Below are 15,481 nucleotides of genomic sequence, written 5' to 3'. Positions count from 1 at the left end.
TTTAATCCATATTTTCTGATTTCGAGACTTAAGCGGGAGTATGTCGTATGGACATGATGTTGTTTACCAATATTGTATTGATTGTTTTATGTATTTTTACCATGTTGCTGGTGTGGTCGCGTAACTGGAAACGCAAGCAGGCGTATTTTGAGAAAATCAAAAGCAATCCGGAAAACCTCAAATGGGTTGGGCAGAATCTGACTGGTCAGGAATGGAAGGATTTGAAAGCCGTGAGCGACCGTTTTGGGCTGCCCATGTTGCAGGCCAAGCAATTAATTGATTTTTATAAAAACAGTCAGCTCTAATTGATGATTTAACGATAGAACTTGACTGAAGTTAAGGCCGTCTGAAATAGCACTCTTATAATAATATAAGTGATATTTCAGACGGCCTTGCTGTTGATTCAAATAAAGGGAGGAGAACAAAAATGACCGTTTACTTAATCGGCGACTCCGTTCGGCTTGCTTCGGAGCCTTACACGCGCGCCGCTTTGCCTGAGGTGGATATTGTTTCTCCATCGGAAAACTGCCGTTCGTCGCATGATGTGTTAGAGCATATCAGGCAATGGACAGAGGGCGCGACTGTGGGAGACATTATCCACATCAATTGCGGTTTGCACGACATCCGCCATAATCAAGGCTGTAATGAGCCGGTGGCCGATATAAAAACCTATCGCAGCAACCTGATTCAAATTTTCGATTATCTGAAACAGACAGGGGCAAAAATTATTTGGGCGAGCAGTACGCCGTTTTTGGAAAGCGTACACAATATCGTCAAACCCTCGCGCCGCTATCTGGCCGACTTGAAGGCCTATAACCGTGTGGCGGAGGATTTGGCAAGGCAATATGGTTTTACCGTCAATGATTTATACAGTCTGATGTTTGAGCAGGATTTGACCGATGTGATGCTGTGCGATGGACTTCATTTCAATGAGTTCGGCAGCAAGATGATAGGCGAGGCAGTAGCCGAAGCGATATTGAAACAGTTGTGCTAACTTGACGTAATCCATTTTTATTATGTTTTTAATATTGAGACAGACTTTAAGTTGCAACCCAATATCTATTGGGGTATAGTGATTACTCTTATCAACATGAAACTAAGAAGGAATAAATGATGACTGGCAAATTAGATCAAATCAGCGGTGAAGTAAAAGAGAAAGCCGGCGAAGTTCTTGACGATTCCAAACTCAAAGCTGAAGGCGTAGTTCAACAAGGCGTCGGTAAGACAAAAGAAGTTGCTGCGGATGCTAAAGAAAAAGCAGAAAACTTTGCAGGCGAGGCTAAAGAAAAAGTAGAAAACTTTGCAGGTGAAGCTAAAGAAAAAGCAGCTCATTTAGCCGGTGAAGCCAAAGAGAAAGTAGCACACTTGGCTGAAGAAGCCAAAGAAAAAGCTGAAGGCTTGATTAATGATATTAAAAGCAAATTTTAATATTTAAAGAATAAAAGGCCGTCTGAAAGATTTTTCAGACGGCCTTTGTTTATGGTTTTAAAGTTTAGGCAAACTGTTTGCCAAATTCGATAAACTCGTCTTTTTTGGCTTTGGCTTTGCCGGAGTCGATGGCTTCTTGCGCGGCTTTGACACCGTCCGCCAGCGATGCGACCACATTTCCTGCGTAGAGCGCGGCGGCTGCATTGAGGACGACGATGTCGCGTGCGGCACCGACTTTGCCATCCAGCACTTCGTTCATTTTTTGCAGGGATTCTTGCGCGTTTTCGACTTTGATTTCGTCCAAATTGCGGCGGATTTCCATGCCGAAATCGGCCGGGCTGATATCGTATTCGGTGATTTTGCCGTCTTTCAGTTCGGCAACGCGGGTTTTGCCGGTCAGCGTGATTTCATCCAAACCGCCTTCGCCGCACACAACCAAAACATGTTTGGAACCAAGCTGTTGCAATACGCGGGAAAGAATGCCGCACAAGTCGATGTGGAACACGCCCAAGAGTTGGTTTGCCGCGCCGGCAGGATTGGTCAGTGGGCCCAAGATATTGAAGATGCTGCGGAATCCGAGCGAACGGCGGACAGGGGCAACATAGCGCATGGCGCTGTGATGGTTGGGCGCGAACATAAAGCCGATGCCGGTTTGCTGAATGCTTTGGGCAACCTGTTCGGGGTTGAGATTGAGGTTGGCGCCCATTTGTTCCATGACATCGGCAGCGCCGCTGGATGAAGAAACGGAGCGACCGCCGTGTTTGGCAACTTGCGCGCCTGCCGCAGCCGCGACAAACATAGAAGTCGTGGAAATATTGAAAGTTTTGGCACCATCGCCGCCCGTGCCGACAATATCGACCAAGTCATCGGCGTTTTCCAGCGGCACTTTAGTGGCAAATTCGCGCATCACGCTGGCTGCGGCGGTAATCTCGGAAACGGTTTCAACTTTAATCCGCAGGCCGGTCAGGATGGCGGCGATTTGCTCGGGCGGAACTTGGCCGCTCATGATTTGGCGCATGAGGTCGGTCATTTCATCGTAGAAAAGTTCGTTATTGCTGATGAGGCGTTCAATCGCTTGTTGAGGGGTAATCATGATTTTTCCTTTATTCGTGTCCGATGTGATTCAGGCCGTCTGAAAGGAGTTTGAACACTGTCAAACTCCTTTCAGACGGCCTTTCATTAAGATTTTTGCGGGCGATAGTCTTTGAATTCTTCCAAGAAGTTTTTCAGCATATCGTGGCCGTGTTCGGTCAGTAGGGCTTCGGGGTGGAACTGTACGCCTTCGACAGCATATTCTTTGTGGCGTACTCCCATGATTTCTCCGTCTTCCGTCCATGCGGTAATTTCGAGGCAGTCGGGCAGGGTGGCGCGGTCGATGGCCAGGCTGTGGTAGCGCGTGCAGTTAACCGGATTGGGCAGGCCTTTAAACATGCCTGTGCCGTGATGGAAAACGGGGGAGACTTTGCCGTGCATCATCGTTTGCGCGCGCACGACATTGCCGCCGAACGCTTCGCCCATGGTTTGATGGCCGAGGCACACGCCCATGACGGGCAGCCTGCCGGCAAAGTGCTGCATGGCTGCAACAGAAATACCTGCTTCTTTAGGGGAACAAGGGCCGGGGCCGATGACCAGATATTGCGGTTTTAGGGCTTCGATTTCTTCGATGGTGATTTCATCGTTGCAGCGTACCAAAACTTCCTGCCCTAATTCGGCAAAGTATTGGACGATGTTATAGGTGAAGCTGTCGTAATTATCAATGAATAAAAGCATTTGCAAACCTTTAATGACATCTTGGCAGACAGGGTAAGGCCTGCCAAAAGTGTAAAAATCGTTTATGTTTGCATAATATCACAATCTTTACCTAAAGGCCGTTTGAAACGGCGGATAAGACAAAACAGCTAAAAAATGCTATGCTTTACGCTTTGAACCTAATCTGTTTGAAGTGATGAAAAAGTATCTTATCCCGACTGCCGCCGTCGTTGTCGCCGCTGCGCTCGGCACACCTTATTATCTTGGTGTCAAAGCGGAAGAAAGCCTGACCGAGCAACAAAAGCTGTTGCAGGACTCCGGTTTCCTGACCGTTGAGTCCCACCAATACGATCGCGGCTGGTTCAGTTCAACCGAGACGACCGTCATCCGCCTCAAGCCGACCCTGCTTCAAAATACGCAAAAATACCTGCCGGACAATTTGAAAACTGTCCTGCAAGAGCCGATTACGGTCATCAATCATGTGACACACGGCCCATTCGCAGGCGGCTTCGGTACGCGTGCGCACGTGGAAACCGAGTTCCAATACCATCCGGAAACCAAAAAAGTTTTGGACCGCTTCTTCGGCCAGCAAACGCCGTTGACCATGACCAATACGGTTTATCTTTCCGGCGACGGCAAACTCAGCCTCAATATCCCCGCCTTCGACTATGAAGAGCTTTCCGGTATCAAGCTTAACTGGAAAGGCTTTGGCGGCAATACCGATTACAGCCAAGGCTTCAAAAGCTATCGCCACGATTACCTTGCGCCGTCTTTGCAAGTCAAATTGGCCGACAAAGGCGATGTGTCTTTGGAAAACCTGCGCTTCCAATCCGAAACGGAAGACGGCCTGACCAAACTTGCTTTGGGTAAGAGCAGCATTACGCTGGATAAATTCCTGCTGCAATGGAAAGAAAATATCGATTACAACGTTAAGTTGAACGAATTGGTCAACCTTGTGACCAACCTGCAAATCGGTGCGTTTATCAATCCGACCGGCACGATTGCTCCGTCTAAAATCGAAGTCAACAAACTGCGTTTCGATACCCAGACCGGCGAAGTCGATAAATTCATCAACAGTGAAGGCCGCTTCCAATTTGAAAGCCTGACTTATGGCGAAGACAAATACGGCCCTCTGGACATCAATGTCGCTGCCGAGCATTTGGATGCGGCATCACTTTTGGCATTGAAAAACAAAATTGCCGAAGTGTCCGTGAAGAAAATGAGCGAAGAAGAAATTCAGGCTTCCTTGATTCAGACGGCCAAAAACGAGGCTTCGGGCCTGTTTACCAATAATCCGGTTTTGAACGTCAAAACCTTCAAATTCACCATGCCTCATGGCGATGTCGATGTCAGCGGAAAACTCGCGTTTAAAGGTTTAGCAGCCAAAGACCTCAACAACTTGGGCGATATGCTGAAGAAAACCGAAGCCGACTTCAACATGAGCGTACCGCAAAAATTGTTGGAACAACTCGCCGTCAACCAAGCAAGCAACCTGTTTAGCGTCAATGCCGAAGATGAAGCCGCAGGCCGTGCCAGCATCGACGATATCAACGAGACCTTGCGCCTGATGGTAGACAGCACCATCAAAAGTATGGCAAGAGAAAAATATTTGACCTTAGAAGACGATAATGTCAAAACCCATCTGACTCTGCAAAACAGCGAGTTGAAATTAAACGGAAAAGTTCTTCAAAGCGACCCGGAACCCGAGTTTGACGAAGCAGACTTTCCCAATAACTAATCCTCAATCACACAAACAGCGGTTTTAACTTCTCTGAAGTTAAAACCGCAAATCAACCCACAATCAAAAAGGAAACCCATGTTCCGTACCATGCTCGGCGGCAAAATCCACCGTGCCACCGTTACCGAAGCCGACCTCAACTACGTCGGCAGCATTACCGTTGACCAAGACCTGCTGGATGCGGCAGGTATTTGCGTGAACGAAAAAGTCGCTATCGTCAACAATAACAACGGCGAACGTCTTGAAACCTACACCATCCCCGGCGAACGCGGCAGCGGTGTCGTTTGCCTCAATGGTGCGGCCGCGCGTTTGGTTCAAAAAGGCGACATTGTGATTATCATGTCTTACGTTATGTTGTCCGAACCTGAAATTGCAGCGCATGAGCCGAAAGTCGTCCTCGTCGATGAGAACAATAAAATCCGCGACGTGATTTCTTATGAGCCGCCGCACACCGTGTTGTAATATTCAAACAAAGGCCGTCTGAAACGTTTCAGACGGCCTGTTTCCCAAATTCAACTTATCTGAAAGGCTTTGCCGTGAATATCCAAATCAACAACATCACCGTCAGCAACGATGCGCCCTTTACCCTTTTCGGCGGCATCAATGTCCTTGAAGACCTCGACTCTACGCTGAAAGCCTGTGAGCAATACGTTAAAGTAACCGATAAACTCGGCATTCCTTACGTGTTCAAAGCCTCTTTCGACAAGGCAAACCGCTCTTCCATCCACTCTTTCCGCGGTGTGGGTTTGGACGAAGGTATGAAGATTTTTCAAGCGGTGAAACGCGAGTTTAACGTTCCCGTGATTACCGACGTTCACGAGCCTTACCAATGCCAGCCGGTTGCCGAAGTCTGCGATGTCATCCAGCTGCCAGCATTCTTGGCGCGCCAAACCGATTTGGTGGTGGCAATGGCGAAAACCGGCAATGTCATCAACATCAAAAAGCCGCAATTTCTCAGCCCATCTCAAATGAAAAACATCGTCGAGAAATTCCAAGAAGCAGGCAACGAACAAATCATTTTGTGCGAACGCGGCGCAAACTTCGGCTACGATAACTTGGTGGTCGATATGCTCGGCTTTGGCGTGATGAAAAAAACGTGTAACAACCTGCCCGTTATTTTTGATGTAACCCATTCCCTGCAAACGCGCGAATCCGGCGCTGCTGCGTCAGGCGGCCGGCGCGCCCAAGTATTGGACTTGGCGCTTGCCGGTATGGCAACCCGATTGGCCGGTTTGTTCCTCGAATCCCATGCCAATCCCGACCAAGCCAAATGCGATGGCCCAAGCGCATTGCCGCTTGCGCAATTGGAAGATTTCCTGACCCGTGTTAAAGCAATCGATGAAACCGTGAAATCGTTTGCACCTATGGATATTCGTTAAGGGCAAATAAGTTAAAAGGCCGTCTGAAAGCATTTTCAGACGGCCTTTTTATTAGCGTTACTGTCCGCGTAAAAACAACGCATCCAATTCTTTTAATGTCAGTTTGACCCAAGTCGGACGGCCGTGGTTGCACTGGTTGCTGCGGGGGGTGTTTTCCATGTCGCGCAGGAGGGCGTTCATTTCCGGCAGGGTAAGTTGGCGGCCGGCGCGGACTGAGCCGTGGCAGGACATGGTGGCGAGGATGTGGTTTTCGTGTTCCTCGATGGTTTGGCTGCTGCCGACTTGGGCAAGTTCGCCCAATACATCTTTGGCCAGCGAAACGACGTCGGCTTTACCGAGCATGGCGGGGACGGCGCGGACGGCAAGGGTATTGCCGCCCATGTCGGACAATTCCAAGCCAAAGCCTGCCAGTGTTTCGGCATGATCTGCAAGGACGGCACATTCTTCGTGGGACGCGGCAAAGGTTACGGGAATAAGCAGGCGCTGGCTTTGCAGGTTGCCGTTTTCCTGACGTTGGCGTTTCATTTTCTCGTAGTTGACGCGTTCGGCAGCGGCGTGCATATCGATGAGCAACAGGCTGTCTTCGGCTTGGGCAAGGATGTAGATGCCTAATAATTGGGCAATGGCAAAGCCGAGCGGCGGCAGTTCGGATTGGGATGGAAGGCCGTCTGAAAGCGGCGTATCTGTTTTTTGGGTAGGGATTTCAGACGGCATATTGCCAAAACGTGCCTGCTCGAATTGTCTCAACTCAAGGTCGATGTCGTAAGTTTTTTTGTAGAGTTCGGCGTAAGTATTCATGGCTACGCGGCTTTCGCGCAGAGACAGGCTGCGTTGTTGCGGCGCGCGCGCGGCTTGGTAAGGCATGGGCGCGGTTTTGCCTGACGAAACAAAGGCATTGCGTGTATCGGGTTTGTTGCCTGTCGGGTAGTTGGATGCGTTATCAAACAGATTTTCGCTGTTGTTTTCAGACAGCATTGGTGCAGGTGTAATGCCGGTAATGTCATGCAACACTTCGCCTGCGTTGCTGACGCTTTCGGTCAAGTCGGCGCGCGTGTCGGCAAGGGCTTTATTGAGCGTGTGGAACACGAGTTGGTGTACTTGCTGACTGTCGCGGAAGCGGATTTCGGTTTTGGTCGGGTGGACGTTGACATCCACGGCTTCGGGCGGCAGGTCGAGAAAGAGGACGAAAGCAGGCGTCAGCGCGTTGTGCAATACGTCGCGGTATGCCTGCTTGACGGCATGGAGCATGACTTTGTCGCGGACAAAACGATGGTTGACGAAGCAGTATTGTTTGTCGGTTTTGCCTTTGGCGAAAGTCGGCTTGGCAATCGCGCCATAGAGCCTTAGCGCACCATTGCTGCTGTCAATTTCCAATGAGGCCGTCTGAAAATCATCGCCGACAATGGCGGCAATACGTTCGTGCAGGCTTTGTGCAGGCAGTTTGAATACTGGTTTGCCGTCGCGTTTGAGTGAGAAGGCAATGTGCGGATGCGCCAGCGCGAGGCGTTCGAGCATGGTGGCGCAATGGGCGTATTCGGTGTTTTCGGATTTGAGGAACTTGCGTCTTGCCGGTGTGTTGAAGAAGAGTTCGGCGGCTTCGATGGTGGTGCCGACGGGATGGGCGGCGGCGGTGGGGCTGCTGAGTTTGCCGTCTTCGGCTTTGACTTGGGTAGCGTGCGCGCTGCCGTCTTGATGGCTGGTCAGGGTCAGGCGGCTGACGGAGGCGATACTGGCCAAGCCTTCGCCGCGAAAGCCCATGCTGGCAACGTGTTCCAAATCGTTTAAGGTTTTGATTTTGCTGGTGGCGTGGCGGTGGAGTGCAAGCTCGATGTCGTCCGGATGGATACCGCTGCCGTTGTCGCTGACACGAATCAGGCGGATACCGCCGCCTGCCAGCTCGACATCAATCGCTGTCGCGCCTGCATCGATACTGTTTTCAACGATTTCTTTTAAGGCGTTGGCAGGGCGTTCGACCACTTCGCCGGCGGCGATTTGGTTGACAAGATGGTCGGGCAGGGCGGCAATTCGGGACATCGGTTTCTTTCAAAAAAGCAACGGCGGAAGGGGAATTTACAGGTATTTGCGCATCAATTCGCATTCGACGCGGACGGTTTTGTTCAGTTGCAATACGGCAGTACCGAGCGATTCATAACGGTTGAGCCGATAGAAAGGCACGGAATTGAGCGAGGCATACAGTTTGAGAAAGCTGAGGCCTGCATTTCGGGCCATTTCTTCGGCGCGGCTGAGCAGGGCCGTACCCAAGCCGAGATTGTGGAAGAGCGGATGGACGTATAAGGCGTCCAGTTGCGCTTCTTTGAAATCGACTTGGAAGAAGCCTTGAATCAGCCCCTTGTATTCGACCACCCACAAGGCTTTGTTTTTATCGGAGATGGTTTCCAAATAGCTGTTGATGTCGAGCAGACTTTCCCATGCGTGCATAATGGTTTCGTCGTAACTGCGGATGCAGGCGTATTGAACGGCATGCAGATGGGCATTGTGTATGGCTTGGCAGTCTTTTTCGGTTGCCGGACGGAGGATGGTCAGAAGGCTCATGGCGGATGGTCGGAAAAATTGATTTCAGACGGCCTTTAGCAATCAAAGGCCGTCTGAAAAAAGTGGGTAGGGTTACAGGCTTTGATGCAAGGTTTGTGCGGTTTGGAACGCGTTGTCCGCATCGTTGGCCAAGACGGTAAAGTGGCCCATTTTTCGGCCTTTGCGCGCGGCTTTTTTACCGTAAAGATGTAGATGTGCGTTCGGGTTGCTTTGCAGCGGCAGCCATTCGGGTTCGCCGCCGTCTTTCTTCCAAACGTCGCCCAAAATATTCGCCATACAGCAAGAACTCAGCAGTTTAGTGTCAGCCGGAGGCAGGTTGCACATCAGGCGGACCTGTTGCTGGAATTGGTCTGCCGCGCAGGCGTCGATGGTATGGTGGCCGGAATTGTGCGGACGCGGTGCGATTTCGTTGACGACCAATTCATGCGTATCGCCGACAACAAACATTTCTACCGCCAATACGCCGACGTAGTTCAATTCATCGGCCAAACGCTGCGCCATCTGCCGCGCCTGTTGCTGAATGTCAGCACTCAGTCGGGCTGGGACGATGGAGTAGGCGAGGATGCCGTTTTCGTGAATGTTTTCGGCAGGGTCGAAGGTTTGCACGTTATCATTGTTCAGACGGCATACGATAACGGAAATCTCGCCGCGCAAATCCACCATTTTTTCCAAAACGCAATCCACGCCGCCGTGTTCGGCAAATGCGGCTTTGAGTTCATTCAATGTTTTGACGCGGATTTGGCCTTTGCCGTCGTAGCCCAGAGTAGCCGTTTTCAGGATGCCGGGCAGAAATTGTACGCTTTCTTCAGTGATGTCTTCGGCTTTGCAAACTGCTTGATACGGCGCGGTTTGCAGGCCTGCTTTGCGTATCCATGCTTTTTCCTGAATGCGGTTTTGCGCGATGGCAACGCAGTCGCCGCTGGGGGAAACATTGGTGTGTTTGGCGAGAAAACGCATTGCATCGGCATTGACGTTTTCAAACTCGGTCGTAACAGCCGCACATTTTGCCAACTCTTCCAAAGCGGCCGGGTCATCAAACGGCGCGCACAAATGGCGGTCGGCAAATTCCGCTGCCGGCGCGTTCGGGTCGGGATCGAGTACGGTTACTTTGTAGCCCATGGTTTTGGCAGCAACAGTAAACATTCTGCCTAATTGTCCGCCGCCAAGAATGCCGAGCATAGCAGGAGGGAGGATGGGGGATGTGTTCATGGATAATCGCTTTATGAAGAAATTGGGTAGGGTGTTTGCAGGTCGTCTGAACATGGTTTACGGCTTCAGACGGCCTGATGTTTTAAAGCTTGCCAATAAATTGCGGCGGAACGTTTTCAGTTAACCATACGCCGTTGTCCGCCAAATAAAATTGATGTCCTGCCGCAAGCATGGCGACAGTGTCGATGGTCAATACAACCGGCTTGCCGTGTCGGGAACCGACTTTAACGGCTGTTTCAGCATCGGCAGACAGATGGACAAAATGGCGCGAGGCAGAATGCAGGCCTTGCTCCAAAATAGACGGAACAGAGCGCTCAGCCGTACCGTGATACAAAATTTGAGGAGGCGTTGCCACTTTGTGTTCGACCTGAACTTGTGCCGTCGAATGACCTTGCGCAGCGCGGATGCGTTTGCCGTCTTCAGAAAGGGTAAACCGTTTTTTATCGTTGTTTTCGACCACTTCCAACAATATTTCGTAGGTCAGCGGATTGCCCGTAAAGCCGCGCTCAGGATGGTTTGCCTGCGTCAGTAGGGTATCAATATCCACCCAGCCGTCTTTATCCAAAGTAATACCGATTTGTTCGGGATGATGACGCAAGATAAAGCTGAGGAATTTGCTGATGGATTTTAGTTGTTTTTCGTTGAGTATCATTATGCCCATTTTAGACTGATATAGTTTAGAAGATCAGTATTTAATTTTTATAGTAGCCTAAAAATTTCTAGAGATTATAGGCTTTATTTTTGACAGTATTAACGAACTATTCCCATACTTTGTGAATGATTCATCTGTTTTTCCATTTCACGTTGTTCAGCTTCTAACTGAAAGTTTTGTTCAGTTTTCAGTATATCTTTAAAGCTTTCTCTAGAATCAATGTTCATTGCTTCATTGACATCGACTTTAGCGATTCGGAGAAAAGCATTATCCTTATGCATGACGCCCAGACAGTTATCTTTTGTGATGTTGAATGCCATAATTTCAGGAAGTTTTTTAGCATAGGCTTCAGCGGTTAAGGCCGTAATACTGTTCTGAATACTGTCTTCTGAATAAGGCAGATGATGTTTTTTTATAAATTCAGTAAATTTGTCTGTAATTTGCGCGTGAAGTTTTTGCGCCTGCTCTGGCATATTTTTGAGAGAGTAAGGATAGTTCTGCTCTTCGGTTTCAGATTTAGGGTTAGTAATCGGAACATACTTAAATTGATTGTCACCATTGATGGTATGATCAAAGTATTGCGGTGTTTTCGGGTGAGATTTGTCGTAATACACTCTGCGGCGGTCTTCATCACCCAAGTCCAGGCCGTTGATCTCGAGCTGACGCTCTTCCAGTCCCAGCCCCTTCATATCGATGACCAGCTTGGCTTTTGGGTCGTGTGCGTAATGCTTGCGCACGATGTAGCCAATGACGTGCGCCGCATAGATGTTGCGGTAGTCCGATTCGCCGTGTGGCCCCAGTTGTGCCTTTTCGGGCGACTGGTCGTAATAGGTATGGGCAAGGATTTCTTTTTGGCTGTCGGAGACAGTCATATCGGGATTGAATTTCAATCCTCGGGTAGGGATAATCTTTTTATTTCTAAGTGCAGTTTCATCTAAAAAATGCTGCTCGTATCCGAATCCTTTACCGACAACCTCTTGCAGGCTGAGCTTGGTTTTCCCCTGCTGTTTCTGTTCGTAGCTGACGACAGCATTCCAGCCCGCAATCATTGCCAACGCCTCATTGTTGCGGTCGGCATCCAGCAAATCTTTCAGTGGTTTGGTATAGTCTTTGCGCTTGGCATCGCTTTCCACAATTGTGTTGATTTCGGCAAGTACCCGGTTTTCCGTTTCTTTATGTCCCTGTTCGTAGTAAAAGAAACCGTGCTGGATTTCATGACCGAGCTGGAAGATAAGGGACTTTTGCTTTGTCAGCTTTTTCAGTTGCGACAAATTAATAGAAATCCGGGTTTCCGCCGCATTGTAGCTGGCGCCGGCATGCGGATTTTTATTGACCGCCAGTTTGTCCAAATAGCCCTTTTCCGCTGCGGTATTGAGGCGTTCGGTCAATACGGGTGATGCCGTTACGGTGGCAATCAGATTGCGGTATTCGTTCGAGTTTTTGCCGTTGGGGAGCGAATTTTGGGCAAAGTCGTCCAATATCTTTTGCAGTTGAGGATTGATCTGACTCATGTTTTATGACCCCGGCTTGAAAATATCGAAAGTAATTTCATTGATGCATTTATGCCGTACTTTTTCTGCACTTTCCCCCTGATAAAAGACTTGGAGATCTGCTTCGTAGCCATTCGGATATTTTTTTTCATAGCCGTTGAAAGGCTTACCCAAACGTCCCTTCCCTGTATAGGTAAACCCCGCCTGCACCAACAGAGGATGGAACTGATCCAAATCCATCTGGCAAATCGGTGTGGCAGGAGGATCCCCCCCTCCATCACCGAAATATAAACGCATTGTCCCACTTTTATCCAAATCGAAATTAATCCACCAGCTCCAGCCGGTATTTCCAAAATTATTGCCTGCATAAAAATCCCATGGCGATTTTTCTTCTTTACTGTATGGGGCGAATTTTATCTTCATCACTTTCCCTGCCGTTTCAATCTCAAAATCCTCAGGCGATTGGGCATAGCGGAGGAAATCCAAAACCTTGGTCAATACTTCGGGTGCGGTCAGATCCGGTTTTCCGGCAATCTGCTGTGTATCTTGATTCATAATGTTACCCTCCTTTTTGAGTATGGGGTTTGCGGTGGAGCAGGCTGAAAGCAGCAGCCCGACGGTCAATGCGGTTGCGATTGTGTATTTCATGGGGTTCTTTCAAAACTGGGAAGCTGATCTTTCAGACGGCCTTTTGTCAAGAAACGTCGTCTGAAACAGCAGCCTCGTTTTCAGCTGCGACAGATTAATGGAGATCCGGGTTTTACTCGCATTGTAGCTGGCGCCAGCATTCGGATTTTTATTGACCGCCAGTTTTTCCAAATAGCCTTTTTCTGCTGTGGTATTCAATCTTCCGTTCAGCACGGGTGATGCCGTTATGGCGGCAATCAGGTTGTGGTATGCATCTGACTTTTTGCCGTTTGGCAGAGAGTTTTGGGTAAAGTTGTCTAAAACAGTTTACAGATTAGGATTGATTTTATTCATTTTCTACAAACCTTTTTTAAAAACAAGAAAGGTAATTTCATTGATACAATCATGCAATACTTTTTCTTTGCTTTCCCCTTGGTAGAACACATTAAGATGAGATTTATATCCATTCGGATATGTTTTTATGTAACCATTAAAAGGTCTGCCCATATGTCCTTTACCTGTGTAAATAAATCCCGCCTGATCCAGCATCGGATGGAAATGATCCAAATCCATCTGGCAAATCGGTGTGGCAGGGGGATACTCCCCTCCGTTACCGAAATATAAGTGTACTTTCCCGCTTTTCTCTTTTGAATTGAAATTAATCCACCAGCCCCAGCCGGTATTTCCAAAGTCATTGCCTGCATAAAAATCCCATGCCGATTTTTCTTCTTTGCTATATGGGGCAAATTTCATTTTCATTACTTTTTCCACCGTTTCAATCCGGAAGTCCTCGGGCGATTGGGCATAGCGCAGGAAATCCAATACTTTGGTTAGCACTTCGGGGGCGGTCAGGTTTGGTCTTCCAGGCGTGGGTTGTATATTTTGATTTATGGTTTTACTTTCTTTTTCGGGTGTTGTTTTGACGGAAGAACAGGCTGAAAGCAGTCCGACAGTTAATATAATTGCGATTCCGTATTTCATGGTTTCTTTCTTTAGAAATAAGCTTTTCTTTTAGATGAGCTTCAGTCAAAAAGGCCGTCTGAAAATTATTTATCCAACCCTTCTTGCACCATTTGCGCTGCGCGGATTACTGCCCGGGCTTTGTTTTGGGTTTCCTGCCATTCGGATGTCGGGTCGGAGTCGGCAACTACGCCTGCGCCGCTTTGGACGAAGAGGGTATTGTTTTTAATCACGGCGGTGCGGATGGCAATGGCCAAGTCCATGTCGTTGTTGAAACTCCATACGCCGACTGCGCCGCCGTAGATGCCGCGTTTGCTCGGTTCGACTTCTTCGATGATCTCCATAGCGCGGACTTTGGGGGCGCCGGAGAGTGTGCCGGCGGGGAACGTGGCGGCGAGGATGTCCATGTTGGTGATGCCCTCTTTCAGACGGCCTTCGACGTTGGAAACGATGTGCATTACATGGGAGTATTTTTCAATTACCATTTTGTCGGTGACTTTGACTTCGCCGGTTTTGCTGATGCGGCCGACGTCGTTGCGTCCTAGGTCAATCAACATGACGTGTTCGGCAATTTCTTTGGCATCGCTCAGCAGGTCTTGTTCGTTGGCAAGGTCTTCGGCTGGTGTTTTGCCGCGCAGGCGCGTGCCGGCGATAGGGCGGACGATGACGTCGTCGCGTTCGCGGCGGACGAGGATTTCGGGCGAAGAGCCGACAATATGGAAATCGCCGAAATCGTAGTAGAACATATATGGTGATGGGTTCAGCGTACGCAGGGCGCGGTAGAGGGCAAGCGGATTGTCGGTAAATTCCATGCTCATACGTTGGCTGGGGACAACCTGCATGCAGTCGCCTGCAAAGATGTAGTCTTTGATTTTATTGACACAGGCTTTGAAAGGTTCTTCGCCAAATTCGCTGACTGCTTGGGTTTGTTTGCTGCCGAGCGAGAGCGGGATGGCGCAACTTTGGCGTAGCTGGGTACGGATGTCTTCGAGACGTTCGCGCGCGCGTTCGTAGCCGTCGGCTTGAGACGGATCGGCATAAACAATCAGGTAGATTTTGCCGCTTAGGTTATCCACTACGGCAAGCTCTTGCGAGAGCATCAGGAGGATGTCGGGCGTACCGAGCGGATCGGCTTTAGCCGTATGTTTCAGGCGGTGGGCAAAATGTTCGAAATTATAGATGGTTTCATAACCGAAGTAGCCAACCAGGCCGCCGGTAAAGCGCGGCAGGCTTGTGATTTCGGGAGTTTTGAAGCGGTTGTGGAAGGCTTCGATAAAGGGCAGGGGATTGCCGTCGTGTTGTTCGATGATTTCGCCGTTTTGATACACATCGACATGTTTGCCGCTGGTTTTGAGATAGTGGCTGCAAGGCAGACCGATAAAGGAATAGCGGCCGAAGCGTTCGCCACCGACAACGGATTCGAGCAGGTAGGTGAAAGGCTTGTTGGCAAGTTTGAGGTAGATTGAGAGCGGTGTATCCAAATCGGCAAGCAGCTCTTGAACGAGTGGAATGCGGTTGTAACCTTGTGCGGCTTGGGCTTGGTATTCTTGTTTGCTGATCATCTTGATAAGTCTTTCAGACGGCCTGTTTTAGGGTGTTAAATCGTGTGAAGAGTATAGCATTTTATTGGAATTGTTGACAGTCTGAGCGCTATGTCAGATATGGAAAACGCCGTCTGAAAAAGACGGCGTAAGGT

General features: G+C 49.2%; 17 protein-coding genes. 6 read left to right on the top strand and 11 right to left on the bottom strand.

From position 1 onward, the window contains the following. The first annotated feature begins 47 nt into the window (after window positions 1–47). The 3 genes from ACTHUF_RS06385 (at window position 48) to ACTHUF_RS06375 (ending at window position 1,428) form a co-directional block, all read left to right on the top strand. Window positions 48–305 carry a hypothetical protein gene (locus ACTHUF_RS06385; protein WP_049333330.1) on the top strand — a complete coding sequence of 86 codons (258 nt, stop codon included), beginning with the start codon at window positions 48–50 and terminating at the stop codon, window positions 303–305. A gap of 122 nt (window positions 306–427) precedes the next feature. After that, window positions 428–994, top strand: coding sequence for an SGNH/GDSL hydrolase family protein (locus tag ACTHUF_RS06380; protein ID WP_070460885.1), 567 nt, complete (start codon window positions 428–430; stop codon window positions 992–994). 116 nt (window positions 995–1,110) lie between these two features. Next, window positions 1,111–1,428, top strand: coding sequence for a CsbD family protein (locus tag ACTHUF_RS06375; protein WP_371460129.1), 318 nt, complete (start codon window positions 1,111–1,113; stop codon window positions 1,426–1,428). 64 nt (window positions 1,429–1,492) lie between these two features. On the opposite strand, the gene trpD is transcribed toward ACTHUF_RS06375, so the two are convergent. Together trpD and ACTHUF_RS06365 are read right to left on the bottom strand one after the other, a co-directional pair. Next, window positions 1,493–2,521, bottom strand: coding sequence for an anthranilate phosphoribosyltransferase (gene trpD, locus ACTHUF_RS06370; protein WP_107723128.1), 1,029 nt, complete (start codon window positions 2,519–2,521; stop codon window positions 1,493–1,495). A gap of 86 nt (window positions 2,522–2,607) precedes the next feature. Then, a complete protein-coding gene (locus ACTHUF_RS06365; protein WP_295848086.1) occupies window positions 2,608–3,198 on the bottom strand; it encodes an aminodeoxychorismate/anthranilate synthase component II in 591 nt (196 codons plus the stop codon). A gap of 175 nt (window positions 3,199–3,373) precedes the next feature. Here ACTHUF_RS06365 and ACTHUF_RS06360 point away from each other — a divergent pair, with 175 nt between their 5' ends. From ACTHUF_RS06360 to kdsA, 3 genes are all read left to right on the top strand, one after another. Further along, the gene (locus tag ACTHUF_RS06360) at window positions 3,374–4,915 is read left to right on the top strand and encodes a YdgA family protein (RefSeq protein WP_440407362.1); all 1,542 of its coding nucleotides are present in this window, start codon (window positions 3,374–3,376) and stop codon (window positions 4,913–4,915) included. 78 nt (window positions 4,916–4,993) lie between these two features. Then, window positions 4,994–5,377 (top strand): aspartate 1-decarboxylase, encoded by a 384-nt coding sequence (panD, locus tag ACTHUF_RS06355; protein WP_003678944.1) that lies wholly within the window; start codon window positions 4,994–4,996, stop codon window positions 5,375–5,377. Window positions 5,378–5,451: 74 nt separating this feature from the next. After that, complete coding sequence (gene kdsA, locus ACTHUF_RS06350) at window positions 5,452–6,294, top strand: 3-deoxy-8-phosphooctulonate synthase (RefSeq protein ID WP_036472435.1); 843 nt, start codon at window positions 5,452–5,454, stop codon at window positions 6,292–6,294. 57 nt (window positions 6,295–6,351) lie between these two features. Here the strand turns inward: kdsA and mutL are convergent, their stop codons facing one another. The 9 genes from mutL to trpE form a co-directional block, all read right to left on the bottom strand. Then, on the bottom strand, window positions 6,352–8,328 hold the full coding sequence (mutL, locus tag ACTHUF_RS06345) for a DNA mismatch repair endonuclease MutL (protein ID WP_440407361.1): 1,977 nt from the start codon (window positions 8,326–8,328) through the stop codon (window positions 6,352–6,354). Window positions 8,329–8,364: 36 nt separating this feature from the next. Continuing rightward, window positions 8,365–8,847, bottom strand: a complete 483-nt coding sequence (locus ACTHUF_RS06340) for a GNAT family N-acetyltransferase (RefSeq protein WP_003747064.1) — start codon at window positions 8,845–8,847, stop codon at window positions 8,365–8,367. A gap of 72 nt (window positions 8,848–8,919) precedes the next feature. Then, window positions 8,920–10,056: a 5-(carboxyamino)imidazole ribonucleotide synthase gene (locus tag ACTHUF_RS06335; RefSeq protein ID WP_440407360.1), complete on the bottom strand. Its 1,137-nt coding sequence runs from the start codon at window positions 10,054–10,056 to the stop codon at window positions 8,920–8,922. A gap of 82 nt (window positions 10,057–10,138) precedes the next feature. After that, window positions 10,139–10,708 (bottom strand): RNA 2'-phosphotransferase, encoded by a 570-nt coding sequence (locus ACTHUF_RS06330; RefSeq protein WP_049322686.1) that lies wholly within the window; start codon window positions 10,706–10,708, stop codon window positions 10,139–10,141. Window positions 10,709–10,806: 98 nt separating this feature from the next. Next, a complete protein-coding gene (locus ACTHUF_RS06325; protein WP_315093706.1) occupies window positions 10,807–12,219 on the bottom strand; it encodes a hypothetical protein in 1,413 nt (470 codons plus the stop codon). 3 nt (window positions 12,220–12,222) lie between these two features. Continuing rightward, entirely contained in the window at window positions 12,223–12,846 is a 624-nt protein-coding gene (locus ACTHUF_RS06320; RefSeq protein WP_315093704.1) for a hypothetical protein, read from the bottom strand. A gap of 9 nt (window positions 12,847–12,855) precedes the next feature. After that, complete coding sequence (locus tag ACTHUF_RS06315) at window positions 12,856–13,044, bottom strand: hypothetical protein (protein ID WP_440407359.1); 189 nt, start codon at window positions 13,042–13,044, stop codon at window positions 12,856–12,858. A 138-nt stretch (window positions 13,045–13,182) separates the two neighbouring features. Beyond that, a complete protein-coding gene (locus ACTHUF_RS06310) occupies window positions 13,183–13,806 on the bottom strand; it encodes a hypothetical protein (RefSeq protein ID WP_315093698.1) in 624 nt (207 codons plus the stop codon). Between the two features lie 65 nt (window positions 13,807–13,871). Continuing rightward, window positions 13,872–15,347: an anthranilate synthase component I gene (gene trpE, locus ACTHUF_RS06305; RefSeq protein ID WP_315093696.1), complete on the bottom strand. Its 1,476-nt coding sequence runs from the start codon at window positions 15,345–15,347 to the stop codon at window positions 13,872–13,874. Between the last annotated feature and the right edge of the window lie 134 nt (window positions 15,348–15,481).

It is taken from the genome of Neisseria sp. P0024.S006 (assembly GCF_051956595.1).
GTDB lineage: Bacteria > Pseudomonadota > Gammaproteobacteria > Burkholderiales > Neisseriaceae > Neisseria.
Note: the sequence above shows the minus strand (reverse complement) of the source record. Positions and strands in the feature narration are given on the sequence as shown.

Excerpts from the sequence above, each read along its gene's own strand:
- ACTHUF_RS06340 (WP_003747064.1), bottom strand. The coding sequence starts at position 8,847 with ATGAGCCTTCTGACCATCCTCCGTCCGGCAACCGAAAAAGACTGCCAA.
- ACTHUF_RS06365 (WP_295848086.1), bottom strand. The coding sequence starts at position 3,198 with ATGCTTTTATTCATTGATAATTACGACAGCTTCACCTATAACATCGTC.
- trpE (WP_315093696.1), bottom strand. The coding sequence starts at position 15,347 with ATGATCAGCAAACAAGAATACCAAGCCCAAGCCGCACAAGGTTACAAC.
- trpD (WP_107723128.1), bottom strand. The coding sequence starts at position 2,521 with ATGATTACCCCTCAACAAGCGATTGAACGCCTCATCAGCAATAACGAA.
- ACTHUF_RS06320 (WP_315093704.1), bottom strand. The coding sequence starts at position 12,846 with ATGAAATACACAATCGCAACCGCATTGACCGTCGGGCTGCTGCTTTCA.
- ACTHUF_RS06375 (WP_371460129.1), top strand. The coding sequence starts at position 1,111 with ATGATGACTGGCAAATTAGATCAAATCAGCGGTGAAGTAAAAGAGAAA.
- ACTHUF_RS06325 (WP_315093706.1), bottom strand. The coding sequence starts at position 12,219 with ATGAGTCAGATCAATCCTCAACTGCAAAAGATATTGGACGACTTTGCC.
- ACTHUF_RS06335 (WP_440407360.1), bottom strand. The coding sequence starts at position 10,056 with ATGAACACATCCCCCATCCTCCCTCCTGCTATGCTCGGCATTCTTGGC.
- panD (WP_003678944.1), top strand. The coding sequence starts at position 4,994 with ATGTTCCGTACCATGCTCGGCGGCAAAATCCACCGTGCCACCGTTACC.
- ACTHUF_RS06360 (WP_440407362.1), top strand. The coding sequence starts at position 3,374 with ATGAAAAAGTATCTTATCCCGACTGCCGCCGTCGTTGTCGCCGCTGCG.
- mutL (WP_440407361.1), bottom strand. The coding sequence starts at position 8,328 with ATGTCCCGAATTGCCGCCCTGCCCGACCATCTTGTCAACCAAATCGCC.
- ACTHUF_RS06380 (WP_070460885.1), top strand. The coding sequence starts at position 428 with ATGACCGTTTACTTAATCGGCGACTCCGTTCGGCTTGCTTCGGAGCCT.
- ACTHUF_RS06385 (WP_049333330.1), top strand. The coding sequence starts at position 48 with ATGGACATGATGTTGTTTACCAATATTGTATTGATTGTTTTATGTATT.
- ACTHUF_RS06330 (WP_049322686.1), bottom strand. The coding sequence starts at position 10,708 with ATGATACTCAACGAAAAACAACTAAAATCCATCAGCAAATTCCTCAGC.
- ACTHUF_RS06310 (WP_315093698.1), bottom strand. The coding sequence starts at position 13,806 with ATGAAATACGGAATCGCAATTATATTAACTGTCGGACTGCTTTCAGCC.